A 22429-nucleotide genomic window follows, 5' to 3' on the forward strand; every position below is an offset into this window, starting at 1 on the left:
TTTCTTGCCAGACTGATGGCGAGGACATATCAAATGTTGAAACATTCAAGAATCGACGGCCAGAATTTCTACGGCACAATAGCCGTGATCAGCGCGATTGTGTTTGCCGTCGTTTATTCTGCCGTTTTTATCTTCAGTGCCTTTACTCTGAATAAAAATCTGGATATTCATGACAAATATCCTCTGGAGATTACTTCCAATTCTCATGAAATGAGAAAAAATATTTCTCACATGGAAGTGGCACTGGGAAGATTGACGAGCGATACTTCGGCGAAAAATATCCGTTTGGTCAAACAGGAATTGGCTAAAGGCAAAAACGAAGTTGAAAAAAACCTGACCTATCTCGCTTCCAATTTTCTGGGGCCTCCAGAAAATGTCACGGATATCAAGACGGCATTGAAAGAACTGTATTCCCGTCAGGACAAGGTTCTTTCGATGGCTGCCGGAAATGCCAGTCTCAATGATTATATTTATGGTGAAATGGCGAAATATTACGTCGATGTTGACAGGAAGATATTGAAAATTGTCGACTTCACGAAAATAAAAAGACGGGAAATAGCGGAAAAATCCGCTTTTTTCGTTTATTTCAGCATTGTTGTTTCCGTGTCCCTGCTATTGCTGATTGTCGGTCTGGCCTTGCTTTTACAGCGTAGGGCTGCCAGAAATTTCAGGGAACGACAGTTTCATGACAATATTCTGAGAATCATTGCGGAAAATGTCGAGAATGTTTTCATTCTTTTCAATTCAAGGTCCGGAATGGTCGAATACGTTTCACATAACGCAAAACGTATTCTGGGAATAGATTACAGGGATTTGCGACAGACTCCGCAGCAATTATCCGATTTGTGTGTTTCCGAAGATGCCAATCCAGTTTCCGAAATGTTGGGTGTGCATTCTTTAAAGGAACCGGTCACTCATGAAGTGCGCCTTAAAAACCCCATTTCTGGCAAGGTTTGCTGGATGTTGGCCAGTCTGTATCCGGTTCGCGAGAAAGCTGACGATTTTGGTGATCGTTATATTCTGGTGATTTCCGACTTGACAGAAATACGCAAAACGCAGGAAGTGCTTAAAGATGCACTGGTCAATGCACAGAATGCCAATAATGCGAAAAGCACGTTTCTCTCGCGAATGAGTCATGAGATCCGGACTCCGATGAATGCCATTATCGGAATGACTGCCATTGCGACAACCGCGCTGAATGACCGGTCGAAAATTGAAAACTGTCTTTCCAAAATTGCGTTTTCATCGCGCCACCTGATGATGCTGATCAACGATGTTCTGGACATGTCCAAAATCGAAAGTGGCAAACTGACCCTGACATATGAACCGTTCGAGCTTTCCGATCTGATTTCGAATATCGGTTCCATCATTTATCCACAGGCGGCTTTCAAGAAACAGGAGTTTGAAATCAACGTCAATGTCAGCCACGAATGCCTGACAGGTGATGTATTGAGGACCAATCAGATACTGATCAACATTCTTTCCAATGCGGTCAAATTCACTCCGGAAAAAGGACATATCCGTCTCAGGATTGAAGAGATGAAGAAACGTTTCGACAGTCGTGTCTGGTTACGTTTTACCATTTCGGATGACGGGTGTGGCATGAGTGCTGAATTCATCGAGAAAATATTCACGCCCTTTGAACAGGAAACCAGAACGACACGGCTGGTGGAAGGGACCGGACTGGGGATGCCCATTACAGGCAATCTGGTTACCTTGATGGATGGCGCCATCAATGTCCAGAGTGAAGTGGACAAAGGCTCGATTTTCACAGTGGATATCGGTTTCGGTACATCTGGCGAAAAACACTCCAGACAGCGACTGGATATTGAAAAACTCAAAATACTCGTTGTCGACGATGATATGGATACATGTGAACACACTGCCCTCATCCTTGACAGGATGGGAATGTCGGCAGAGTGGGTGATGTCGGGTAATGATGCGATTGCAAAGGTCGTTGATGCCCATTCCGGCAGAGATGATTACGATGTCGTATTTATCGACTGGAAGATGCCGGAAATGGATGGGATCGAAACAACCCGGCAAATACGAAAAAAACTGGGTCCGGACACCCTGATTATCATCATCAGTGCATATGACTGGTCGGATATAGAAAAAGAGGCTCGTGAAGCCGGCGCCGATGCGTTCATTTCCAAACCCATGCTCTCTTCATCCATTTACCAGACACTTGTTTCAGTATCGTACAAGACACATTCGCCCATACATGAACGGAATATCGATAAGGTTTTGGCTGATAAAAGGATTCTGGTCGCAGAAGATAATGATTTGAATCAGGAAATCATGACAGAGTTGCTAAAACAGGCAGGCGCGAAAGTCGATATTGCAAAAGATGGGATTGAAGTTGTCAATAAGTTTGCCAATTCCTTTCCGGAAACATATGATCTTATATTAATGGATATCCAAATGCCTTATTGCGATGGCTATGAAGCAACGAAAGCAATTCGTTGTCTGGATCGTCATGATGCAAAATCCATACCTGTCATTGCCATGACGGCAAATGTTTTCGCCAGCGATATTGCTGCTTCCAAAGCGGCAGGTATGAACGGTCATTTGGGCAAACCCGTTGATATGGACTTATTGTATCGAACGATCGCTGGACAACTGGAGAAGATGGAATATGAATCTTAAAGATGCACTGGAACTGGCAGGAGTCGATTATGAAATGACCCTGAACCGGTTCTCCAATAATGCGATGCTTTTGGAAAGGTTTGTGAAAAAATTCCCCAATGACAAGACTTTTGAGGAACTGGATGCCGCTGTTGGTGACAAGCGTTATGGCGATGTTGAACGGTCCGCGCATACGTTGAAGGGAATTGCCGCCAATCTCGGATTTCAATATTTGTCCGACCTGAGTGCGGAAGTGGTCAATCTTGTCAGATCCGATCATTACGACAAGGACAATATCGGAATTGCCTTTTCCAGAGTGGCAGAAGAATACGAAAAAGTTGTTTCCTGTGTAAATCGTTTAGACTAGTTGAATGTTCTGATGGATAAACAAACCATTCTGATTGTTGATGATGTCGAATTGAACCGGGCTATTCTGGCCGAACTTTTCAGCGATATCTACCATATCCTGGAAGCCGAGAACGGCCGGGAAGCCCTCGATATTCTTGAAAAAGATATCGATCAGGTCGTGATGGTATTGCTCGATATTGTCATGCCTGTAATGGATGGTTTTGAAGTCTTGCAGGAAATGACAGACAGGAAACTGATCGAACAGGTCCCTGTCATATTGATTACTTCCGAAAATTCTGACAGGGCGGCCCTTCAGGGATATCAGCTCGGGGTTTCGGATATCATCAACAAACCGTTCAATCCCGAAGTCGTCAAAAGACGTGTCGCCAACGTTATCGAGTTGTTCATGCATAAATCCAACCTGGAAAAGCTGGTTGGAAAACAGATTGAAACACTGGAAAAACAGGCGAACAAACTCAATCAGGTCAATAATTTCCTCATTGAAACCCTGAGTACCGCCGTCGAATTCCGTAATTGCGAATCGGGACAGCATATCAAGCGAATCCGTCACACTACCCAGATTCTTCTCGAGGCGATGTCAAAGGAATATCCGGAATATGCATTGTCGCCATATCATATCGAAAAGATATCCAGCGCTTCTGCCATGCACGATATCGGAAAAATCGCCATTCCCGATTACATCCTGAACAAACCGGGCAAACTGACATCTGAAGAATTCGAAATCATGAAAGCACATTGCATTCGTGGATGCGAGTTCCTCCAGAGCATTCATTATGCGCAGGATGAGGAATATTTCCGTTTCTGTTACGAGATTTGCAGGCACCATCATGAACGGTGGGACGGCAATGGTTATCCGGACAGATTGAAGGGCGATAATATTCCCATCTGGGCACAGGTTGTTTCACTGGCAGACGTTTACGATGCGCTGACCAGCAAACGGGTTTACAAGAATGCCTATTCGCACGAAAAAGCGGTGAAAATGATACTGGGTGGTGAATGTGGCGTTTTCAATCCGAAATTGTTGAAGGTATTCATCAAGGTTGCCCCTGTTCTTGAACGGGATCTGGCGTCCAATGAAGAAATCGCCGATACGGAATTTTCGGTATGTTCTTTTGTTCCTGCACAGGAAGTTCAGGCCAAACAGGAAGAATCCGGATTGTCTTCCAGAACATTGAGGCTCTTGGAACTGGAACGGGAAAAATATCGCATTCTTTCCGAACTGTCGGGAGATATCGTTTTCAATTACGATACAAAGTCGGATGTACTGGAATTTTCAGAGAAATATTACGATCTTTTCCACCGGGATATCCGGATTCCGGATGCACGGGATACGATAGAACGCTCGGAAGTCATTCATCCCGACGATCGATCTCTCTTTCTCAAGCGTTTGACCGAGCTGACTCCCAAGTTTCCAAGTTGCCGGATCGAACTTCGCATGATGGTGCCTGATCAGGGCTTCCAGTGGTTCGAAGTCAGTGTGAACGCGTTGTGGAATACGGAAACCAATGTGGAATGTGTCGGTTATCTTGGCAAGCTCGTCAATATCCACGAACGCAAGACTGAAGCCAATCTGTTGAGAAAACAGGCCAATATGGATTCCCTGACCGAGCTGGATAACCGCAAACGCATCCGGGAACGGCTTATCAGCCTTTTCGAGGAAAACAAAAAGGAAGAGGGGGCGTTTTTCTTTATCGATATTGATAATTTCAAGGCTATCAACGACAATCTGGGTCATATGTTCGGCGACGAAATCCTGAGATATATAGCCAGCGAAATCAAGAGGAAAGTCCGTTCAACCGATATTGTCGGTCGCATCGGTGGTGACGAATTCGTCGCTTTTCTGCGCAATTCCTCATCGGAGAAAGCGGTTGCCGAGAAAGCGCGGGATATTTGCGACCTGTTCAGGAATACCTACAAGGAGCTGATCGACAAATACAATGTATCCTGCAGCGTCGGCATTTCCCTTTTCCCGCGTGATGGAGAGACTTATGAAGAACTTTTCCATAATGCCGACAGGGCACTGTACTATGCCAAGGAAAGAGGCAAGAACGGTTATGCGTTTTATAATGAAACGATGGGCAATTCCGATTTCAAGACTGTGCTGACAAACGTGGTCGACAGCTATCAACTGGTCAAATAGGTTTCCCTGCAAATGGATGCATAAAATCCGGTTTTGCCGTTTCAGGCAGGATACAGTGCACCAAGTGTCCGAAGTCCCCTTGCCCCGGTAACAGAAGGGAGATTGCCGGGTTTGCCGATCATGAAACGATGCGCCAGCCAGGCAAAGGCAAGCGCTTCGACATGCATCGGGTCTACTCCCAGTGCATCGCTGGTTCGCAACATGGCCGGGATGTTTTTCTTTCTGAGCAATTGTCCGATCAGTTTCATCAGAAACGGGTTTTTTGCCCCGCCGCCGCAAATATAAATGTCGTCTACAAAGGATGCATGATCACGGATAGCGTCAGTGATCGTTTCTGCAGTCAGATTCGTCAGGGTTGACTGAACATCGGAAGGTTCGAGCCGTTCGAAAGAATCCGATGTCGAGAATACGGAATCCAGCCAGTTCAGATTGAAAAGATCGCGTCCGGTGCTTTTGGGAGGAACTTGTCCAAAGAAGGGCTCTTTCAGTAATGCCATGAGCAATTCTGGCGAGCAGACACCGCTTTTTCCCCATTTGCCGTCTTCATCGTAATTTTTTTTCAGGTGCTTGCCGACCCATGCGTCCATCAGCATATTTCCGGGGCCGGTATCGAAACCGGAAACGGACCCGTCAGGATTCAAAATACTGATATTGGCAATACCACCGATATTGATCACGGCGCGGGAGGCATGCTGGCTGCCGAAAACGGCGTAATGGAAAGCGGGAACCAGAGGCGCTCCCTGTCCATTCGCTGCAATGTCCCTGCTTCTGAAATCGCCGATAACGTTTATCTGCGTGAGTTCGGCAAGAAGAGCCGGGTTATTGGTCTGGCGTGTAAAACCGAGTTCTGGGCGGTGACGGATAGTTTGGCCATGAGCGCCGATAGCCCGTACATTTTCCGCGGAGATGCTTTTTTTCTGAAGCAGCGTATAAACGCATTCGGCATACAGGACAGAGAGCCTGTTGGCGGCAAGCGCTTCTTTTTCGATTTCATTGTGTCCGGGTAATTGCAGGGACATCAGCTGTTGACGCAATGGCCCATCGAACGGAACGTGGGCGGTTTCGAGAATACCGATTTCTCCGCCATCGTACTCATCCGGTATAGAGCTCAGGACGCCGTCAACGCCATCCAGACTGGTGCCTGACATCAGGCCTATGTAAAGAGACATAACGTTAAAGGATGATGCTTTTCAGTTGCTGGCAGCCTGTCTCTGATGGGACGACGAATCCATCAGGGAAAATCGGTGTTGCATATCGGCCAGATTCGCCTTGAATTTTACCATTTCCCTTGCAGTCAACGGATGGGCATTCGGCATATCTATTTTCGTCGGGTTCTGCTGGACGTTATTGACCCTGAATTCATAATGAAGATGTGGGCCGGTACTGAGGCCGGTTGATCCAACGTATCCGATGATGTCGCCCTGACTTACCTTTTTGCCTCTGGACATACCCGGAGCGATGCGGCTCATATGTCCGTAAGCAGTGGAATATGCACCCCAATGTTTTAAAACGATAAAGTTGCCGTAGCCGTTTTGCCATCCCGAGAAATTGATTGTACCGTCTGCAGCCGCGCGGATCGGGGTTCCCGTCGGAGCGGCAAAATCGATGCCTTTGTGTTGTCTGATATTGCCCGTGACCGGATGGACACGCGTTGCAAAACCGGATGAGACGCGAGTAAATTCAAGAGGCGATTTCAAAAAAGCCTTTTTGTTGGATTTGCCGCTGAAATCGTAATAATCGCCTTTGCCGGGCAAGCGTTCGAACCAGATAATTTGATGAGTCTCGCCCGCATTGACGAATTCGGCAGCCAGAATATTACCCGTTCTTAACAATTTCCCGTTTTGCCAGAACGTTTCATAAACGACATTGAAGTGATCCCCGCGACGCAAATCGGAATTGAAATCGATATGGGTAGAAAACATTTCGATCAGTTTTTTCGTGACGGCGTCCGGGACACCGGCGGTGTCCGTTGCACCGAAGAGGGAAGACTGTATCGTCCCGGAGCGCATTTCGACAATTCTTTCGGTTTTTGCCACTTCGTTGGACGAGGTAAAACCGGCATCGGTTCGGGTGACGACGATGGTGACACCTTCCTGTGGATCGGTTGTCGCAGCAGAGAGCCAGTATAAAGTACCCTTGTCGTCAGTTTTAGCCTGAACGGTCCTGCCTGCTTTCAAATGCAGGAACGCTTTGGCTTTCTCATCCGATTTGATGAACTGGAAGGCTTGCTGGTCATCCACTCCGAGTCGTGTCAAAAGCGTGCCGAGCGTGTCGCCCGGACGAATCTTGTCTTCCCGTGCAAAGAATTGTTTTTCACCACGCAATTTTTCAAGCTGGTCAGAAAGGGAGGGAAGCGGGATGTCTTCTTTAACGGTAGTAACAGTGATGTTATCTTTGTCAGGCGGAGAACCGGGAGCGGTTGCGGCGGCGCCGAATGCAATAAAGGCGAAAGAGAGAGCGACTACTGAAACACCACGGGTTTTCTGGCATCGGCCCAGAAGCGATTTTTTTGCTTTCTGGAATAATGGATGCTGTTTCAATTCCTGAACCGAGAGAATTCGTTGTGCTTTCCCGATAGATAGAAGATGTTTCAGTTTCTCGATGAACCGCATTAAATTCCTCTTATTGCCGCAATCAGTTAAAATTCACTTTTCTGCACCATTCTCTTCTTATTATTTTTATGGGATCAGGCATTTGCAAAATTGCCGGAAGTCCACATTATACCAATACAAACTGTCATAAATTAATGAAATGAACGAAAAAAATTCTGCGCCTGCTGCCGATGAGTTGCCTGTATCCGATGCCGTCAGGGAAGCGATGGCGATTACATTGCGTGGTTGCGACGAACTCCTGATCGAATCCGAATTTGCCCAGAAACTCGCCCGTTCCGAAAAAACGGGAAAACCGCTCCGCATCAAGCTGGGGCTGGATCCGACTGCACCGGATTTGCATCTGGGTCATACGGTTGTATTGAATAAAATGCGCCAGTTGCAGAATCTCGGACATGTCGTGATATTCCTGATCGGTGATTTCACGTCGATGATCGGTGATCCCAGCGGAAGAAACATTACCCGTCCCCCACTGACACGCGAACAGGTCAAGGAAAATGCCATGACCTATTTTGCACAGGCCAGCCTGGTACTGGACCCCGAAAAGACAGAAATCCGCTATAACTCGGAATGGAGTGACAAGCTGGGTGCGGCTGGCATGATCCAGCTCGCTTCGCAATATACGTTGGCACGGATCATGGAGCGCGAAGACTTTGCCAACCGTTTCAAAAACGGTTTTCCGATTTCCGTGCATGAATTGCTCTATCCATTGATGCAGGGATATGATTCCGTTGCCTTGCAATCCGATCTGGAACTGGGCGGCACGGACCAGAAATTCAATCTGCTGGTCGGTCGTGAATTGCAGCGTCATTACAATCAGGAACCGCAATGCATATTGACGATGCCGCTTCTGGAGGGTCTGGATGGTGTTGAGAAAATGTCCAAGTCCAAGGGGAATTACGTCGGTATCACTGAACCGGCCAATATCATGTTCGGCAAACTCATGAGCATTTCCGATGAAATGATGTGGCGCTACTACGATCTCCTGTCGTTCAAGTCCATACAGGATGTCGAACGTCTGAAAGAGGAAGTGAAAAACGGCAAAAATCCGCGTGACGTCAAGGTTGAACTGGGCAAGGAAATCGTCACCCGTTTCCACTCGGGTGCAGCAGCCGATGCGGCGCTGGAAGATTTCGTCGCCCGTTCACGTGGTGGCATTCCGGATGACATTCCTGCCGTTTCCCTCTCCGGTGCCCCGCTGGGTATCGGGCAATTGTTGAAGCAGGCCGGTTTGTGCGCTTCCACATCGGAAGCCTTGCGCCTTGTCGATCAGGGCGGCGTTCGTATCGATAGCCAGACGATCAGCGACAGGGGCCTGAAAGTGGAAGCAGGGAGTTTTGTCGTTCAGGTCGGCAAACGCAAATTCGCCAAAGTAACTTTAGCCTGATTCAGGCAAATGCAGGGGGATAACATCCGGTTCAGATGTTATCCCTGCCGATTTTCCTGACGCTCGGGACGTGACGAACCCGACGGATCAGATTGGCCAGATGGACTCGGTTTTCTACCTGAATCGTGAATTTGAACATGGTGAACTCACCTTGCGCTTCCATCGAAACGGCGGTGATATTGGCATTCGCGCCACTGATTTCAGATGTGACACGGGCCAGAACGCCTTTTTCTTCATGAACCAGTACGCGCAGATAACAGTCGAAGCTGCGATTGCCCAGATCCTCGCCCCAATCGACATTAATCCATTTTTCAGGTTCTTTTGCCATCAGTTTCTTGGCCTGCTGGCATTCGGCATTATGAACGACCAGACCACGGGTCATATTGAGTTCGCCAATAATGGAGTCACCCGGAATCGGCAGGCAACAGGTGGCAAGCTGGACATTGATGCCTTCACTGCCATAAATAAGAACCGGTTCGACTTTTTGTGGTTCTTCCTCGGCAGTCGACATGCCTTTTTTGCGGTTGACTTCATCGATCAGACCTACAACCCGACGGGCTACCAGTGCTGCCAGCCTTTTGCCCACCCCGATATCGATATAAATATCATCCAGTGATTTCGACCCGGTTTCATACAGGAGCTTGTCGAAAACGGCCTGAGGGATTTCTGCCTCATTCAAGTGCTGTGACTTGAAGGCTTGTTGCAAGAGACGTTTTCCGAGCTTGATGGAATCAGACTGATTGACGGAACGAAGGTAACTGCGGATGCAGGAACGGGCTTTGCCGGTCCGTACGAACTCGAGCCATTTTGGCGTTGGATGGGCATTTGGCGAAGTGATGATTTCGACAATGTCTCCATTTTGCAATTCGGTACGTAACGGGACGGAACTGTTGTTGATCTTGACCGAGGCCGTATGGTCGCCCACGTCTGTATGGATGTTGTACGCAAAGTCCAGAGCCGTTGCCTGACGCGGCAGGGCGATGATTTTGGATTTCGGCGTGAAAACGTAAACGGAATCCGGAAAAAGGTCAACCTTGATATGTTCGAAAAACTCGGCGGAGTTGCCGGTTTGCTGCTGGATGTCCAGAAGGGACTGAAGCCATCCAAGACTGTGTTTCTGAAGGTCGGTCAGTGTTTCGTTTTCGGACTTGTACAGCCAGTGAGCGGCCACGCCCGTTTCCGCAACGTGATGCATTTCAGGCGTACGAATCTGAAATTCAACCGGAGCGCCGTAGGGGCCGATCAGGGTTGTATGCAGAGACTGGTAACTGTTTAACTTCGGCATGGCAATGTAATCCTGCACCTTGCCCGGAATCGGTTTGTACAGGGCATGCAGAACGCCGAGCGCCATATAGCATTGAGGCAGCGTTTCGACAACGATACGGAAACCGTAAATGTCCAGAACCTGTGAAAAAGAAAGGTTTTGACTACGCATTTTCCGGTAAATACCGTAAAGGGTTTTTTCGCGTCCGTAGATTTCGGCATGAATGCCGTTCTTTTCCAGCGCAGTACTGACGGAATCGTGTACCTTGCCCAGCAGGACACGGCGGTTGCCGCGGGAAGCCTGAATGGCTTTGGACAGTACTTCGTAACGGTAGGGATACAGACGATGAAATGCCAGATCCTGCATTTCACGGTACAGGTTGTTGATACCCAGACGATGCGCGATGGGAACGTACACTTCCATCGTTTCACTGGCGATACGGAATTGCTTGGAGCGATTCATGACATCCAGTGTACGCATGTTATGCAAGCGGTCAGCCAGCTTGATCAGGATGACACGGACATCTCTCGCCATGGCAAGCAGCATTTTCCGGAAGTTTTCGCCCTGCGCATCGACATGGGTCTTGAACTGGAGTTTTTCCAGTTTCGACAAGCCGTCTACCATGGCGGCGACCGGCGCCCCGAACCGTTCGATCAGCTCGTCAAGGGTAACGCCCTGATCTTCGACGACATCATGCAAGAGCGCTGCCATGACGGCTTGTGCGTCCAGTTTCCAGCCTGCACAGATTTCTGCTACAGCAAGAGGATGGGAAATGTACGGTTCACCGGACTTGCGGATCTGCCCAAGATGTTTTTCATCGGCAAAACGGAAAGCCTCCAGAATCCGCTTCATATCAGCGGGAGAAAGGTAGGTCTCCAGTTTTTTGGCAAGATTCGAGAACGTCACCACCAGCGGTTTGGCTGATGGGGGTGCGATGTTGGCAGCGCTGTCAAACTGGTTGACAGGCAACGCGGCATGGTTCGGGTCAACAATGCCGGTCTGGCTGGTCGAAGAAGCGGTTCCGTTCAGCGTCATAAGTGTTTTCCTGAATCAGCGAAACAGTTTAATAACCGCCAGGCAAAACGTACCGTTTGTGGGTGTATCCAAACCGTTTTAGCTTGGCACCTTTTTCAACATTTCCTTGCCGACTTTGGCTGCGGCGATTTCGCGCAATGCGATAACCGTCATTTTGTCCTTGGCCTCGACTTTAGGTGTATGACCCTGTAACAGCTGACGGGCGCGATAGGTTGCACACAAGGTCAATTCAAAGCGGTTTGGAATTTCTTTCAAGCAATCTTCAATAGTAATACGGGCCATTTCTTAATCCTGAAAAGTAAATCGGAGCGTTATTTTACTGGTTGTTGCAGCAGTTAATGCCGAATTGTTCAAACAAGTCCCTGTTTTTTATGGCTTGTCGTGTCAATCGACAACGTGCTGTCTGAACAATGGCGGCCAGTTTGGATAACGCCTGATCGAATTTATTATTGATAATAACATAATCAAATTCGGATGCATGCCGGATCTCTTCGTCGGCAGCCGCAATCCGTTGTTTTATGATTTCCTGCGAGTCCTGGCCCCGTTTGTTGAGCCTTTCCTCCAGCGCCGTTATGGAAGGCGGCAGGATGAAAATACTGACCGTTTCAGGGAAAAGCCTTCTGATTTGATGGGCGCCCTGCCAGTCGATTTCCAGAATGGTGTCATAACCTTCATTCAACTGGTTCAATACTGCGACACGGGAAGTCCCGTAAAAGTTTCCGTGAACTTCTGCATGTTCAAGAAACTCGCCTTCTTTCAGGCGTTTTTTGAAATCATCCACGGTCGTGAAATGGTATTCGCGGCCGTTTTGTTCTCCCGGACGCGGCTGCCGGGTGGTATGCGATACGGACAGGCGCAGGCTGGAATCTGCCTGAATCAATGCGGCAAGAAGAGACGATTTACCGGCTCCGGATGGAGCGGTTACTGTAATCAGGGAACTGCCTGATACGGCTTGTGCGGGTTGAACCATTTTTAAAATCAGTCCTATTGAAAAGCCATTACTAAGTCAGGCATTTTTTACCAGAATTGCCACCAGGGATCGGATTTTTTATCCGCAGCGCCATAAGGGATCTTGCTGTCGGGATAGTTCTGTTTGAAGACGCGTTCCGCGTCAGCACTCAGGTCATACAACCCCAGTTTTTTGTATGACTGTGCCATGATGTAGAGCGCTTCTTCGACGACATGGGATTCCGGGTAATTCTTGATCGTGCGTTGTGCACGGTTTGCCGCTGCCAGATAGGCACCACGCCGGTAATAATATTTGGCAACGTGAATTTCATACTTGGCGAGCATGGTAACCAGATATTTCATGCGGAGCATGGCATCTTTGGCATAGACGCTGTCCGGATAACGGGTCACCAGAACCTTGAACGCATCGAATGCATCCTGTGCCGCTTTCGGGTCACGTTCCGACAAATCCTGCCGGAATGCGAAATTCAGAAGGCCCAAACGATCGTTGAAATTGATCAGGCCTTTCAGATAATACATATAATCGATGTTTGGATGATTCGGGTGCAGTTTGATGAAACGTTCAGCTGCCGCCAAAGCCTGCGCCTGTTCATTCTGGCGGTAGTAGGCATAGGCAATATCCATCTGGGCCTGCTGGGCGTATATGCCGAAAGGATATCGTGCTTCCAGCTTTTCGAAGTATTCGACGGCTTTTTCGTAATTGCCCGAGTTTAATTCTTCTTTGGCTTCGCGATACAATTTGCCTGCAGGCCAGGAAGCCGTTTCATCTATTTTTTCAGGCAACAAGCCACAAGCGGATATGGATAGGGCGATAATGCAGGCCAGAAGGATGGTTAAATACTTGCGCATAATTTTTGCAGAATGCAGTTTGTCTGGAAAAAACGTTTAATTTCAGAATTATAGCCGATAGGACCCAGTGTGACAGAAAATGAAAAGTCAAATATCCCCGAACTTTTTCAAATTGAATCCGACGAAGAGGAGATATTAACAGAACAAGAGCCGATAAGGTTTGTTTTATCGTTGAAAGACGGCGGCCAGCGTCTGGATAAACTCGTGGCAGGGCGGCTTTCCCAATATTCCCGCAGCCGGCTTCAACGCTGGATAGAAGATGGACATATCACAGTAAACGGGGAAAAGGCACAGGCAAAACAGACCGTGATCGGCGATGAGGAAATTTGTGTCATCCCGCAACTGGCCGAGGAAGATCTGGCTTTTACACCGGAGGCGGTCGACTTTCCTGTCGTGTTTGAAGACAACGCCATACTGGTCGTCAACAAACCGGCGTCTCTGGTCGTTCATCCGGCGGCCGGAAACTGGTCAGGCACGCTTTTGAATGGATTGCTGTATCGTGATCCGAAAAGCGCAACGGTTCCAAGGGCAGGGATCGTCCATCGTCTGGACAAGGAGACGAGTGGTGTCATGGTCGTTGCCAAAACAATCGAGGCGCAAACCGATCTGGTCAGGCAATTGCAGGCCAGAACCGTAAAAAGGGAATATCTGGCGCTGGTCTGGGGCGATACCCCGCAGTCCGGTACGATTGACGAACCGATCGGGCGGCATCCAAGGGACCGGGTCAAAATGGCTGTCATCCATACGCAATCAGGAAAACCTGCGGTAACCCATTTCAGAAAAATAGCCGAAGGCGTTTGCAATAACATGAATGTCAGTCTGGTCAAATGCAGGCTGGAAACCGGTCGTACACATCAGATCAGGGTTCATCTCCAGTCGATCGGTTTTCCTCTGGTGGGTGATCCGGTTTATGGCAAATCCCATTTGGCCTCTGTATTTCCGAGGCAGGCATTGCATGCGTTCCGGCTGGGGCTGATTCATCCGTGCACAAAAGAGGTATGTGAATGGACAGCGCCATTGCCACAGGACATGAAAGCATTGCTGGAACAGTCTTTTATCGAAGAAAACGGGAAATGGTATGAATCTGATTATTCCTGAATGGAGTGCCCCGAAAAATGTGAGGGCATTTTCGACGGTGCGGCATGGTGGTGTCAGTGAGTCACCTTATCAGGGCGACGATACCGGAAAGAACGGCCTGAATTTCGGCATGCATGTTGGTGACAGTCCTTTGGCCGTTAAAAAAAACAGGGCGATTTTACGGGAAGAATTACCCGCTGAGCCTGTCTGGCTCAATCAGGTTCACGGGACTACGGTAGTCAATGGGGAAAACGTGACAGGAGTACCCGATGCAGACGCTTCTTTTGCAGAAAAAAAAGGTATCGTGTGCACAATCATGACGGCAGACTGTCTGCCTGTTTTGCTGTGCGACAGGGCAGGAACCGTCGTTGCAGCCGCTCATGCGGGTTGGAGAGGACTCGCCGGAGGTGTTCTTGAAAATACGATTGCCGTGATGAGAGGCAAGACAGATTCAGAAATCATGGCATGGCTGGGGCCCGCTATTGGCCCCGGTTCTTTTGAAGTAGGTGAGGACGTCCGGGATGCATTTGTTCAAAAGAATCCTGTAATGGCATCGGCATTTGTTTCCAGAAAAGATAATCTGGGGAAATATCTGGCTGACATCTATGCGCTTGCAAAGATGACATTGGATGAGCTGGGTGTAACCGATGTATCCGGTGGCGGCTTCTGTACCGTGACGGATAAAGAGCGTTTTTATTCTTACAGGCGCGATGGTGTCACGGGAAGAATGGCGACCGGTATCTGGCTGGCTGACTGAAAATCAGTTGTTCTTTTGTCATACAGCCCTGATTTTAAAGGTCTGAGATTCCATAATCGGGCAAAATGGCGTTTTGGTTCTGTTCGCGACAGACTTTGTGATGTCGCTTTTATGGCTTGAAAGATGGATAAAGAAAATACAATCGGATTTGTTTCGCTGGGGTGTCCGAAAGCATTGGTGGATTCGGAAAAAATCCTGACGAGATTGCGGGCTGAAGGCTATGAGACGGCCGAAACATATCAGGATGCCGGACTGGTCATCGTCAATACCTGTGGATTTATCGATGCTGCGGAAGCGGAATCGCTGGAAGCGATTGCGGAAGCATTGGAAGAAAACGGCAAGGTTATTGTGACTGGCTGTCTGGGGGCGAAAAAAGACAAGGACGGCAGTGATTTCATTCGCAACATCCATCCTAAAGTGCTGGACGTGACCGGTCCCGATGCGGTTTCCGAAGTCATGGATGCCGTTCACCGTTATCTGCCGCGTCCGCATGAACCCTTTGTCGATCTGATTCCTCCTCAGGGCATCAAACTGACTCCGAAACATTATGCCTACCTGAAAATATCGGAAGGATGCAGCCATCACTGTACGTTCTGCATCATTCCTGATCTGCGCGGTGATCTTGTTTCCTATCCGATCGGAAAAGTGCTCGACGAGGCCGAACAACTGTTTGCCTCGGGCGTGAAAGAATTGCTGGTCATTTCGCAGGATACCGGGGCATACGGTCTGGATACCAGATTCAGAACAGGATTCTGGGGTGGTCGTCCGGTGAAAACGCACGTTACCCAACTGACTGGCGCATTGGGCAAACTCGCAAGGAAATATGATGCATGGGTGCGTTTGCATTACATCTATCCCTATCCTCATATCGATGACATTATTCCCATCATGAATGAGGGTGGAGTGCTACCTTATCTGGACGTTCCATTCCAGCATGCCCATCCGGACGTTTTGAAGCGTATGAAACGTCCTGCCAGTGGTGAACGACATCTGGAACAGATTCAGAGATGGCGGAAAATGTGCCCGGACATCACTATCCGGTCGACTTTCATTACCGGATTCCCGGGCGAAACCGAAGAAGAATTCCAGTACCTGCTCGATTTCCTGAAAGAAGCGAAAATCGATCGTCTGGGCTGTTTCCCTTATTCGCCTGTTGAAGGTGCGCCTGCGAATGCACTGCCGGGCGCTGTTCCCGGGGAAGTCAGGGAAGAACGAAGGGCGCGTCTGATGCAGTTGCAGGAAGATATTTCGTTCGAGAGATTGCAAGGCAAGATCGGAAAGACTCTTCGCGTGCTTGTCGATGAAACGATCCGTGGAGGTGCGGCAGGGCGTTCGTCTGCAGATGCACCGGAAATCGATGGCGTCGTTTATGTCAGAAAACCGAAAGGAATGCGCCGCAAACTGCTGCCGGGTGAATTCGTGAATGTCACGATCGAAGATGCGGATGCCCATGATTTGTGGGGACTTTTCGTGCCGGAAGAGTCGAAAAATCAAACAGTCGGGAAAATGAAATGAATGCAAAGACAAAATCAAAACAAACCGGAATCGTCCATAGCGATTATGTTCCGCCTGCCGGTTTCAGCGCTTTTCCACCAGCGGTTTACCATGCCTCGACAGTGATTTTCGATACGGTTGAAGCCTTGCGTTCAAGGGAGTGGATTGGCCGGGATTCTTACACCTATGGCTTGCACGGCACTCCGACGACCTTTACGCTGGAAGCGCAACTGGCCAATATCGAGGGCGGAAATCATTGTGTACTGGCTCCCAGTGGGTTGGCCGCTATTACGATCGTCGATATGGCGTTTCTGAAAACCGGCGACGATGTTTTGATCCCTGAAAATATTTATAACCCGAACCGCGAACTGGGCAATTGGCTCAGCAAGGATTTTGGCGTCAGTGTCCGTTATTACGATCCTCTGATCGGTGCCGGTATTGCCGATCTGATTTTGCCGAATACACGATTGATCTGGGCGGAAACACCGGGTTCCATCACGATGGAAGTGCCGGACATTCCCGCTTTCTGCAAGGCAGCCCATGAAAAAGGGGTTATTGTCGCCGTTGACAATACCTGGGCAGCCGGACTGGTTTTCGATGCATTCGGTCACGGCGCTGATGTGGTTGTTCAGGCGGTTACGAAGTATCAGGCAGGTGCGTCCGATTTATTAATGGGCGCGGTCATTACTCGTGATGAAGAACTGAACCGGAAAATCAACATGGCACACATGCGGCTTGGCATGGGCGTCAGCCCTGACGATACCTATCTGGTATTGAGAAGTCTGGCTTCCATGAAAGTCCGGTTTGAAAAAAGCGGTGAATCGTCCATGATCGTGGCGAACTGGTTAAAGCAAAGGCCGGAAATCAGTAAAATCCTGCATCCCGCTTTTCCGGATTGTCCCGGACATGACATTTTCGAAAGGGATTTTACCGGAACCGGTGGCCTGTTTTCAGTGCTGTTTGACGAACGTTATACCGAAGCGCAAACCGACCGTTTTCTGGAAGCGCTGAAGCTGTTCAAAATGGGCTTTTCATGGGGTGGAACGCACAGTCTTTCCGTTCCCTACCGGATCAGGCCTGACCGGAAAGACTGGAACCAGCGAGATCATCAGCTGATCCGGTTTTATATTGGCCTTGAAGATCCAGCCGATTTGATTGCGGATCTTGAACAGGCACTGAGTACGCTGGATTAAATGAGGAACCGGCCGGAAGGTTTGGCCGGTTTTTCTTCCGGTGTGGCGGCGATTCGAAGGCGACGCAACATTTCTTTGGGATCACTTTCAACGATCAGGGAATCAGCATATTTTTCCTGTGCAAAACCTTCTTTCGCAAGATGGTTGATCAGGACAATCAGGCTGTCATAAAAACCGTTGACGTTCAAAACGCCAATCGGTTTGTCGTGAAGCCCGAGTTGCGACCATGCGGACGTTTCAAACAGTTCTTCCATCGTTCCGATACCGCCGGGAGCGGCGATGAATCCATCGGCGAGATCAGACATCATGGCCTTGCGTTCGTGCATATCCTTGACGATATAAAGGCGTGTCAGTTCTTCGTGTGCGACTTCCTTGTCCATCAGATCTTTCGGAATGATGCCCGTGACTTCTCCACCGAGACGAATCATTTCATCAGCCAGAACGCCCATCAAACCGACTTTTCCACCGCCGTACACCAGGGCGATATTTTCATTGATCATTTCCCGTGCCAGTGCACGCATGGCTTCGGCATGGGTTTCCGATACCCCCATTGAAGAACCGCAGTAAACGCAAACAGATTTCAGCATGATTTCTCTTTTCCCTATAAAAATCGACTGACCGATTTTTATAGAACAACGTCCGATATTTTTAAAAACCCTGCAATCCTATCTCAAGAGACGGCGATACGCAAAAAAGTGGCCTGAATTTCTGTGTTTTATGAAGTCTTTCGAAGGTCAGGATACTTTCAGGGAGCTGTTTTTTTGAATTCAAATCCTGAAATTGGGCGGTTTGTTCATCAGACGGATATCACGAAAACAAAAGTCCGGCCACGAGAAACATGGTCATACATTTTATTCAAAAACATGACTTTCATGATGGCATCACATGAATTGCCCGAAGCGATATTGAAGAGGGCCATGGATTTTGCACGAAGGGAAAAACTGAAAACAAACTGACATCCTTATTGGCTTGTTATGTGCCGATTGTTTTTGCAAGAGATTGATTTTGTTTAGTTTCTGTCGGGAAATAAACGTTTTTGAAATTGAAATTTCCTCATTTCGTTAACTCAGCAATATAACTCACTTTGGGCAAAAACCAGAAGCCAATTATAAATATCTGTGTGTTTTTTATCATGCGTACAAATAAATAGTTTGTATGCCAAATATTTGGGTTAAAGTTGAACCCGGTATCGTGATCAACGTAACCGCACATCAGAAGTATTGCTGGCATGTATTTTGCAGGCAAGTAGTCGCGCCATTTGAATTTCCAAAAGAAATTGGCTTATTTCCTGTCTTGAGTCTTATCATGAAAGGTCTGATTATGCGAAAATGTTCTTCAACTTTAACTCTCTCAGCGGTGGCTTTAACTATGTTAATGGCAGCAGGTTCCGTTTCAGCGGAAAAATCTCCCGGTAAATATTGTGACACTCCTTCACGTTGTACCAATCCCATCACCAAATATGGTGCAGTGACATCTCCAAACTATCTGGCTTCAGTGGCCGGTCTGGAAGTTCTGCAAAATGGCGGTAATGCGGTTGACGCGGCCATTGCTGTGGCATCCACAATGAATGTCGTCTATCCGCAGATGACGACTTTGGGCGGTGACAATTTCTGGCTTATTTACAATGCCAAAACCAAAGAAGTCAAAGCCTTGAATGCGAGTGGACGTTCCGGTGAAAAAGCGACCATCGAGTTTTACAAAAGCAAGGGATACGACAAAATTCCATCAAGAGGTTATCTGGCGGCCAATACCGTGCCGGGTACTGTTTCGGGATGGGATGCCGCTCACAAGTATTCCCGCGCCAACATGAGCAACAAGGGGCTGCCATGGAAGGATCTGTTCAATAGCGCGATACTGTATGCGCAAGACGGTTTTCCGGTAACGACTTCCCTGCATCGCTGGCAGGAAATCAATGTCGATCCGAAAGATTCCGAATTCCGCAACATGCAGCGTTTCGACGGCTTCAGACAAATGTATCTGAAACCGGACGGTTCGGCTTATAAAGTCGGCGAAGTCATGAAATTGCCGCAGCTGGCCAATACTTACAAACTGATTGCCAAAGACGGAGCTGAAGTTTTTTACCGTGGGTCCATTGCCAAAAAAATTGTGGCTGACTTGCAAAAACATGGTGGCGTTCTTACGTTAAAGGATTTTGCCGATCATAAAGCAGATTGGGTCAAACCTCTGACCGTCGATTATCGCGGCTTTACCGCCTACAACCTGCCTCCTAACACTCAGGGCATGGCATCGCTTGAAATTCTCAATATCCTGAACAATATCGATGTCAAGAAACTGGGCGAAGGTTCTGCCGATTACTATCACGTTCTCGTCGAAGCGACCAAGGAAGCGTTTGTCGATCGCGATAAATATCTGACCGATCCTGATTTCAACAAGATCCCTCTGGATTATCTGCTTTCCAAGCAGCATGGCAAGGAACAGGCTGCCCGCATCAAGATGGATATGGCTGCCAAAGACCTGAAACCACTCGATCCAAAAGGCGATACAGTCTGGATCGGCGTCGTCGATAAAGACGGTAATGCCGTTTCATTGATCCAGAGTATCTATCACGATTTCGGGTCCGGTATCGTTCCGCCGGGTACCGGTGTTCTTTTACAAAATCGTGGCAGCTTCTTCTCGCTTGATCCGTCAAACGTCAATCGTCTGGAACCTAGAAAACGTACCTTCCATACCCTGAATGCCGCGATGCTCCTGAAAGACAAAAAACCGTATCTGGTTTACGGCACGATGGGCGGTGAAGGACAGCCACAGACCCAGGCGGCGATTGCAACACGTATCGTCGATTTCGGTATGTTCCCCCAGGATGCGGTTGCCGCTCCCCGGTGGTTGCACGGCAGGACATGGGGCGCAGCTTCCAACGATCTGAAGATGGAAGGCCGCATTTCCCAAAGTGTTCTGGATGAGCTGAAAAAACGGGGCCATCCGGTTGCCAAACTGGACGACTTTACCGACAGCATGGGACACGCAGGTGCCATTCTTATCGATCCAGCTACCAATCTGAGGTATAGCGCCACGGATCCTCGTGGTGATGGATTGGCAGTCGGCTATTGATATGCAGAAAATGATCTGAACACTTTTCTGACTATCTATGGGTAGAAAAAGAACGGCATACTTCCTCGATGAAAGTATGCCGTTTTTTCTGAACCATTGGTAACAGGTCTATCAAAAGAATTTTCAACGGCAAAAATCGGGACCCGGTTCATTGTATGAATGTGTCATGGTCGCGATTGTTGTGCCGAGGCTGATTCTCCTTGATATGGAGAAAGATTATGAAAAAAACCATAATTTCTTTAGCGGTTCTGGGCACTCTTTCAGGAATCGCTCATGCACAGACGAACGTCAAGATTTACGGTATTGTGGATACCGGCTTCATCAAACAGACTGATGCAGACTGGAAAATGGGAGAAAATACCAATAACCGTATTGGCTTTACTGGAACGGAAGATTTGGGAAGCGGTCTTGCCGCTACTTTTCAGCTGGAAAGGCGTTTTAACCTTAATGACGGGACGTCTGCAACGGATCTGGATTGGGAAGGCGCTGCCAACGTAGGCTTGGCAAGCGAAAAATGGGGGAAAGTTCGTATGGGGCGGATGAATGAAATTTCCAATGAATATATCCAGTCTTTGGACCCCTTCTTCCAGAACGGTGTCGGCTCCATGATCTGGAGTACGCAGCGTGCCATCCGTATTGGCAATACGATACGCTACGACAGCCCCAGCATGAAAGGGGTTAACGTGTCTGTCCGTTATTCGCTGAGTACCAAGACAGATACCGGAACTGACAATGACGGTTATGGTGTCGGCGTCAAGTATGATGTGATGCCGGTACTTTTGCAGGCAAGCTGGGCACGACAGGCCGATTCTGACAATTCTTATATCTGGAATCTTGGCGCTTCCTATAAATTCGGGCCGGCGCTGGTCTCAGTCGCGTATGAAAAAACGGATAATAAAGGCTGGTTGTTGGGAAAAGCCTTAACGAACGCCGGAAAACAGGATACGGCTTTTGTTGCACTGAAATGGAATGTCGGGCCGGGAACGGTATTGGGACTTGTTGAATACAGCAAACTGAAAAACAATGTTACTGTCGGCAATGATGACAATGCCGTCATGAAATATGCACTGGGTTATGACTATAAATTGTCCAAAACAGTCAGCATATACGGAAACATTTCCTATACGGATTATGACAGTTATCAGCTGACGAAAGCCTTGAGAGGCGCTTACCCGGATTACGCAAAATCTTCAATGGCGTATGCAGTTGGCATGACATATCGCTTCTAGGCCAGATAGTCCGTGTTTCAATCGATGATATTTGCCTGATATCACTGGAAAAGCAAGTTCATCGTAAATATCCTTTCCTTTGGCGGCGCATTGAAAAATGCGCCGTTTTTTAATGACCAGACAATAAAACCGGAACCGGATCTGTCTGTTGTTCCATCACACGGCGATGTCGACGTCACAATCAGAATTCGCGTATTTGGCACATCAGCTTCAGATAGCGTCTTAAACAGGGTTATGGATGAAAGATCATTTGATGGAGGTCCGGGTTCGATATGTAAAAATATATATTTCAGGTTAAGTCAGGCTTGCGAAAATCAGGCAATCAGGTATGGCGACTTTTTCATTCAAGTTCCGAAGGAA

The 22429-nt window shown here is 48.3% G+C and carries 17 protein-coding genes; 10 read left to right on the forward strand and 7 right to left on the reverse strand.

Translation table 11 applies throughout. From position 1 onward, the window contains the following. Nucleotides 1-33 precede the first annotated feature (33 nt). From BRW83_RS03300 to BRW83_RS03310, 3 genes are read left to right on the forward strand one after another with little or no spacing between them, the layout of a single operon-like run. A complete protein-coding gene (locus tag BRW83_RS03300) occupies nucleotides 34-2649 on the forward strand; it encodes a response regulator (protein ID WP_145815005.1) in 2616 nt (871 codons plus the stop codon). After that, nucleotides 2639-2995, forward strand: coding sequence for an Hpt domain-containing protein (locus tag BRW83_RS03305; RefSeq protein WP_005881566.1), 357 nt, complete (start codon nucleotides 2639-2641; stop codon nucleotides 2993-2995). The genes BRW83_RS03300 and BRW83_RS03305 overlap by 11 nt, the downstream gene beginning before the upstream one ends. A gap of 12 nt (nucleotides 2996-3007) precedes the next feature. Next, nucleotides 3008-5137, forward strand: a complete 2130-nt coding sequence (locus tag BRW83_RS03310; RefSeq protein ID WP_036603969.1) for a diguanylate cyclase domain-containing protein — start codon at nucleotides 3008-3010, stop codon at nucleotides 5135-5137. A gap of 41 nt (nucleotides 5138-5178) precedes the next feature. On the opposite strand, the gene BRW83_RS03315 is transcribed toward BRW83_RS03310, so the two are convergent. Together BRW83_RS03315 and BRW83_RS03320 are read right to left on the reverse strand one after the other, a co-directional pair. Next, on the reverse strand, nucleotides 5179-6306 hold the full coding sequence (locus tag BRW83_RS03315) for an anhydro-N-acetylmuramic acid kinase (RefSeq protein ID WP_005881563.1): 1128 nt from the start codon (nucleotides 6304-6306) through the stop codon (nucleotides 5179-5181). Nucleotides 6307-6327: 21 nt separating this feature from the next. Continuing rightward, entirely contained in the window at nucleotides 6328-7749 is a 1422-nt protein-coding gene (locus BRW83_RS03320) for a M23 family metallopeptidase (RefSeq protein WP_005881561.1), read from the reverse strand. A gap of 139 nt (nucleotides 7750-7888) precedes the next feature. Here BRW83_RS03320 and tyrS point away from each other — a divergent pair, with 139 nt between their 5' ends. Then, nucleotides 7889-9133, forward strand: a complete 1245-nt coding sequence (gene tyrS / locus BRW83_RS03325; protein WP_005881558.1) for a tyrosine--tRNA ligase — start codon at nucleotides 7889-7891, stop codon at nucleotides 9131-9133. 31 nt (nucleotides 9134-9164) lie between these two features. Here tyrS and BRW83_RS03330 read toward each other — a convergent pair whose 3' ends face one another. From BRW83_RS03330 to BRW83_RS03345, 4 genes are all read right to left on the reverse strand, one after another. Next, a complete protein-coding gene (locus tag BRW83_RS03330) occupies nucleotides 9165-11432 on the reverse strand; it encodes a RelA/SpoT family protein (protein WP_005881556.1) in 2268 nt (755 codons plus the stop codon). A gap of 78 nt (nucleotides 11433-11510) precedes the next feature. Next, nucleotides 11511-11714 carry a DNA-directed RNA polymerase subunit omega gene (gene rpoZ, locus BRW83_RS03335; RefSeq protein WP_005881554.1) on the reverse strand — a complete coding sequence of 68 codons (204 nt, stop codon included), beginning with the start codon at nucleotides 11712-11714 and terminating at the stop codon, nucleotides 11511-11513. Nucleotides 11715-11748: 34 nt separating this feature from the next. Further along, complete coding sequence (gene gmk, locus BRW83_RS03340) at nucleotides 11749-12402, reverse strand: guanylate kinase (RefSeq protein WP_005881552.1); 654 nt, start codon at nucleotides 12400-12402, stop codon at nucleotides 11749-11751. A 47-nt stretch (nucleotides 12403-12449) separates the two neighbouring features. Then, on the reverse strand, nucleotides 12450-13250 hold the full coding sequence (locus tag BRW83_RS03345) for an outer membrane protein assembly factor BamD (RefSeq protein ID WP_005881549.1): 801 nt from the start codon (nucleotides 13248-13250) through the stop codon (nucleotides 12450-12452). Between the two features lie 69 nt (nucleotides 13251-13319). Between BRW83_RS03345 and BRW83_RS03350 the strand changes: the two genes are divergently transcribed. The 4 genes from BRW83_RS03350 (at nucleotide 13320) to BRW83_RS03365 (ending at nucleotide 17771) form a co-directional block, all read left to right on the forward strand. Further along, on the forward strand, nucleotides 13320-14348 hold the full coding sequence (locus tag BRW83_RS03350; RefSeq protein WP_005881547.1) for an RluA family pseudouridine synthase: 1029 nt from the start codon (nucleotides 13320-13322) through the stop codon (nucleotides 14346-14348). Next, complete coding sequence (gene pgeF / locus BRW83_RS03355) at nucleotides 14329-15084, forward strand: peptidoglycan editing factor PgeF (protein WP_005881546.1); 756 nt, start codon at nucleotides 14329-14331, stop codon at nucleotides 15082-15084. The genes BRW83_RS03350 and pgeF overlap by 20 nt, the downstream gene beginning before the upstream one ends. A 123-nt stretch (nucleotides 15085-15207) precedes the next feature. Beyond that, nucleotides 15208-16599 (forward strand): 30S ribosomal protein S12 methylthiotransferase RimO, encoded by a 1392-nt coding sequence (rimO, locus tag BRW83_RS03360; RefSeq protein ID WP_005881544.1) that lies wholly within the window; start codon nucleotides 15208-15210, stop codon nucleotides 16597-16599. Beyond that, nucleotides 16596-17771: a cystathionine beta-lyase gene (locus tag BRW83_RS03365; RefSeq protein WP_005881542.1), complete on the forward strand. Its 1176-nt coding sequence runs from the start codon at nucleotides 16596-16598 to the stop codon at nucleotides 17769-17771. The genes rimO and BRW83_RS03365 overlap by 4 nt, the downstream gene beginning before the upstream one ends. Here BRW83_RS03365 and BRW83_RS03370 read toward each other — a convergent pair. Next, the gene (locus tag BRW83_RS03370; RefSeq protein ID WP_005881540.1) at nucleotides 17768-18358 is read right to left on the reverse strand and encodes an LOG family protein; all 591 of its coding nucleotides are present in this window, start codon (nucleotides 18356-18358) and stop codon (nucleotides 17768-17770) included. The two genes, BRW83_RS03365 and BRW83_RS03370, sit on opposite strands and share 4 nt — an antisense overlap. A 787-nt stretch (nucleotides 18359-19145) precedes the next feature. Here BRW83_RS03370 and ggt point away from each other — a divergent pair. Then, nucleotides 19146-20840, forward strand: coding sequence for a gamma-glutamyltransferase (gene ggt, locus BRW83_RS03380; protein ID WP_455566477.1), 1695 nt, complete (start codon nucleotides 19146-19148; stop codon nucleotides 20838-20840). Nucleotides 20841-21058: 218 nt separating this feature from the next. Next, nucleotides 21059-22069, forward strand: a complete 1011-nt coding sequence (locus tag BRW83_RS03385) for a porin (protein WP_005881535.1) — start codon at nucleotides 21059-21061, stop codon at nucleotides 22067-22069. Nucleotides 22070-22429 lie beyond the last annotated feature (360 nt).

Source organism: Oxalobacter formigenes, from assembly GCF_002127965.1.
Taxonomy (GTDB): Bacteria; Pseudomonadota; Gammaproteobacteria; order Burkholderiales; family Burkholderiaceae_D; genus Oxalobacter; species Oxalobacter formigenes.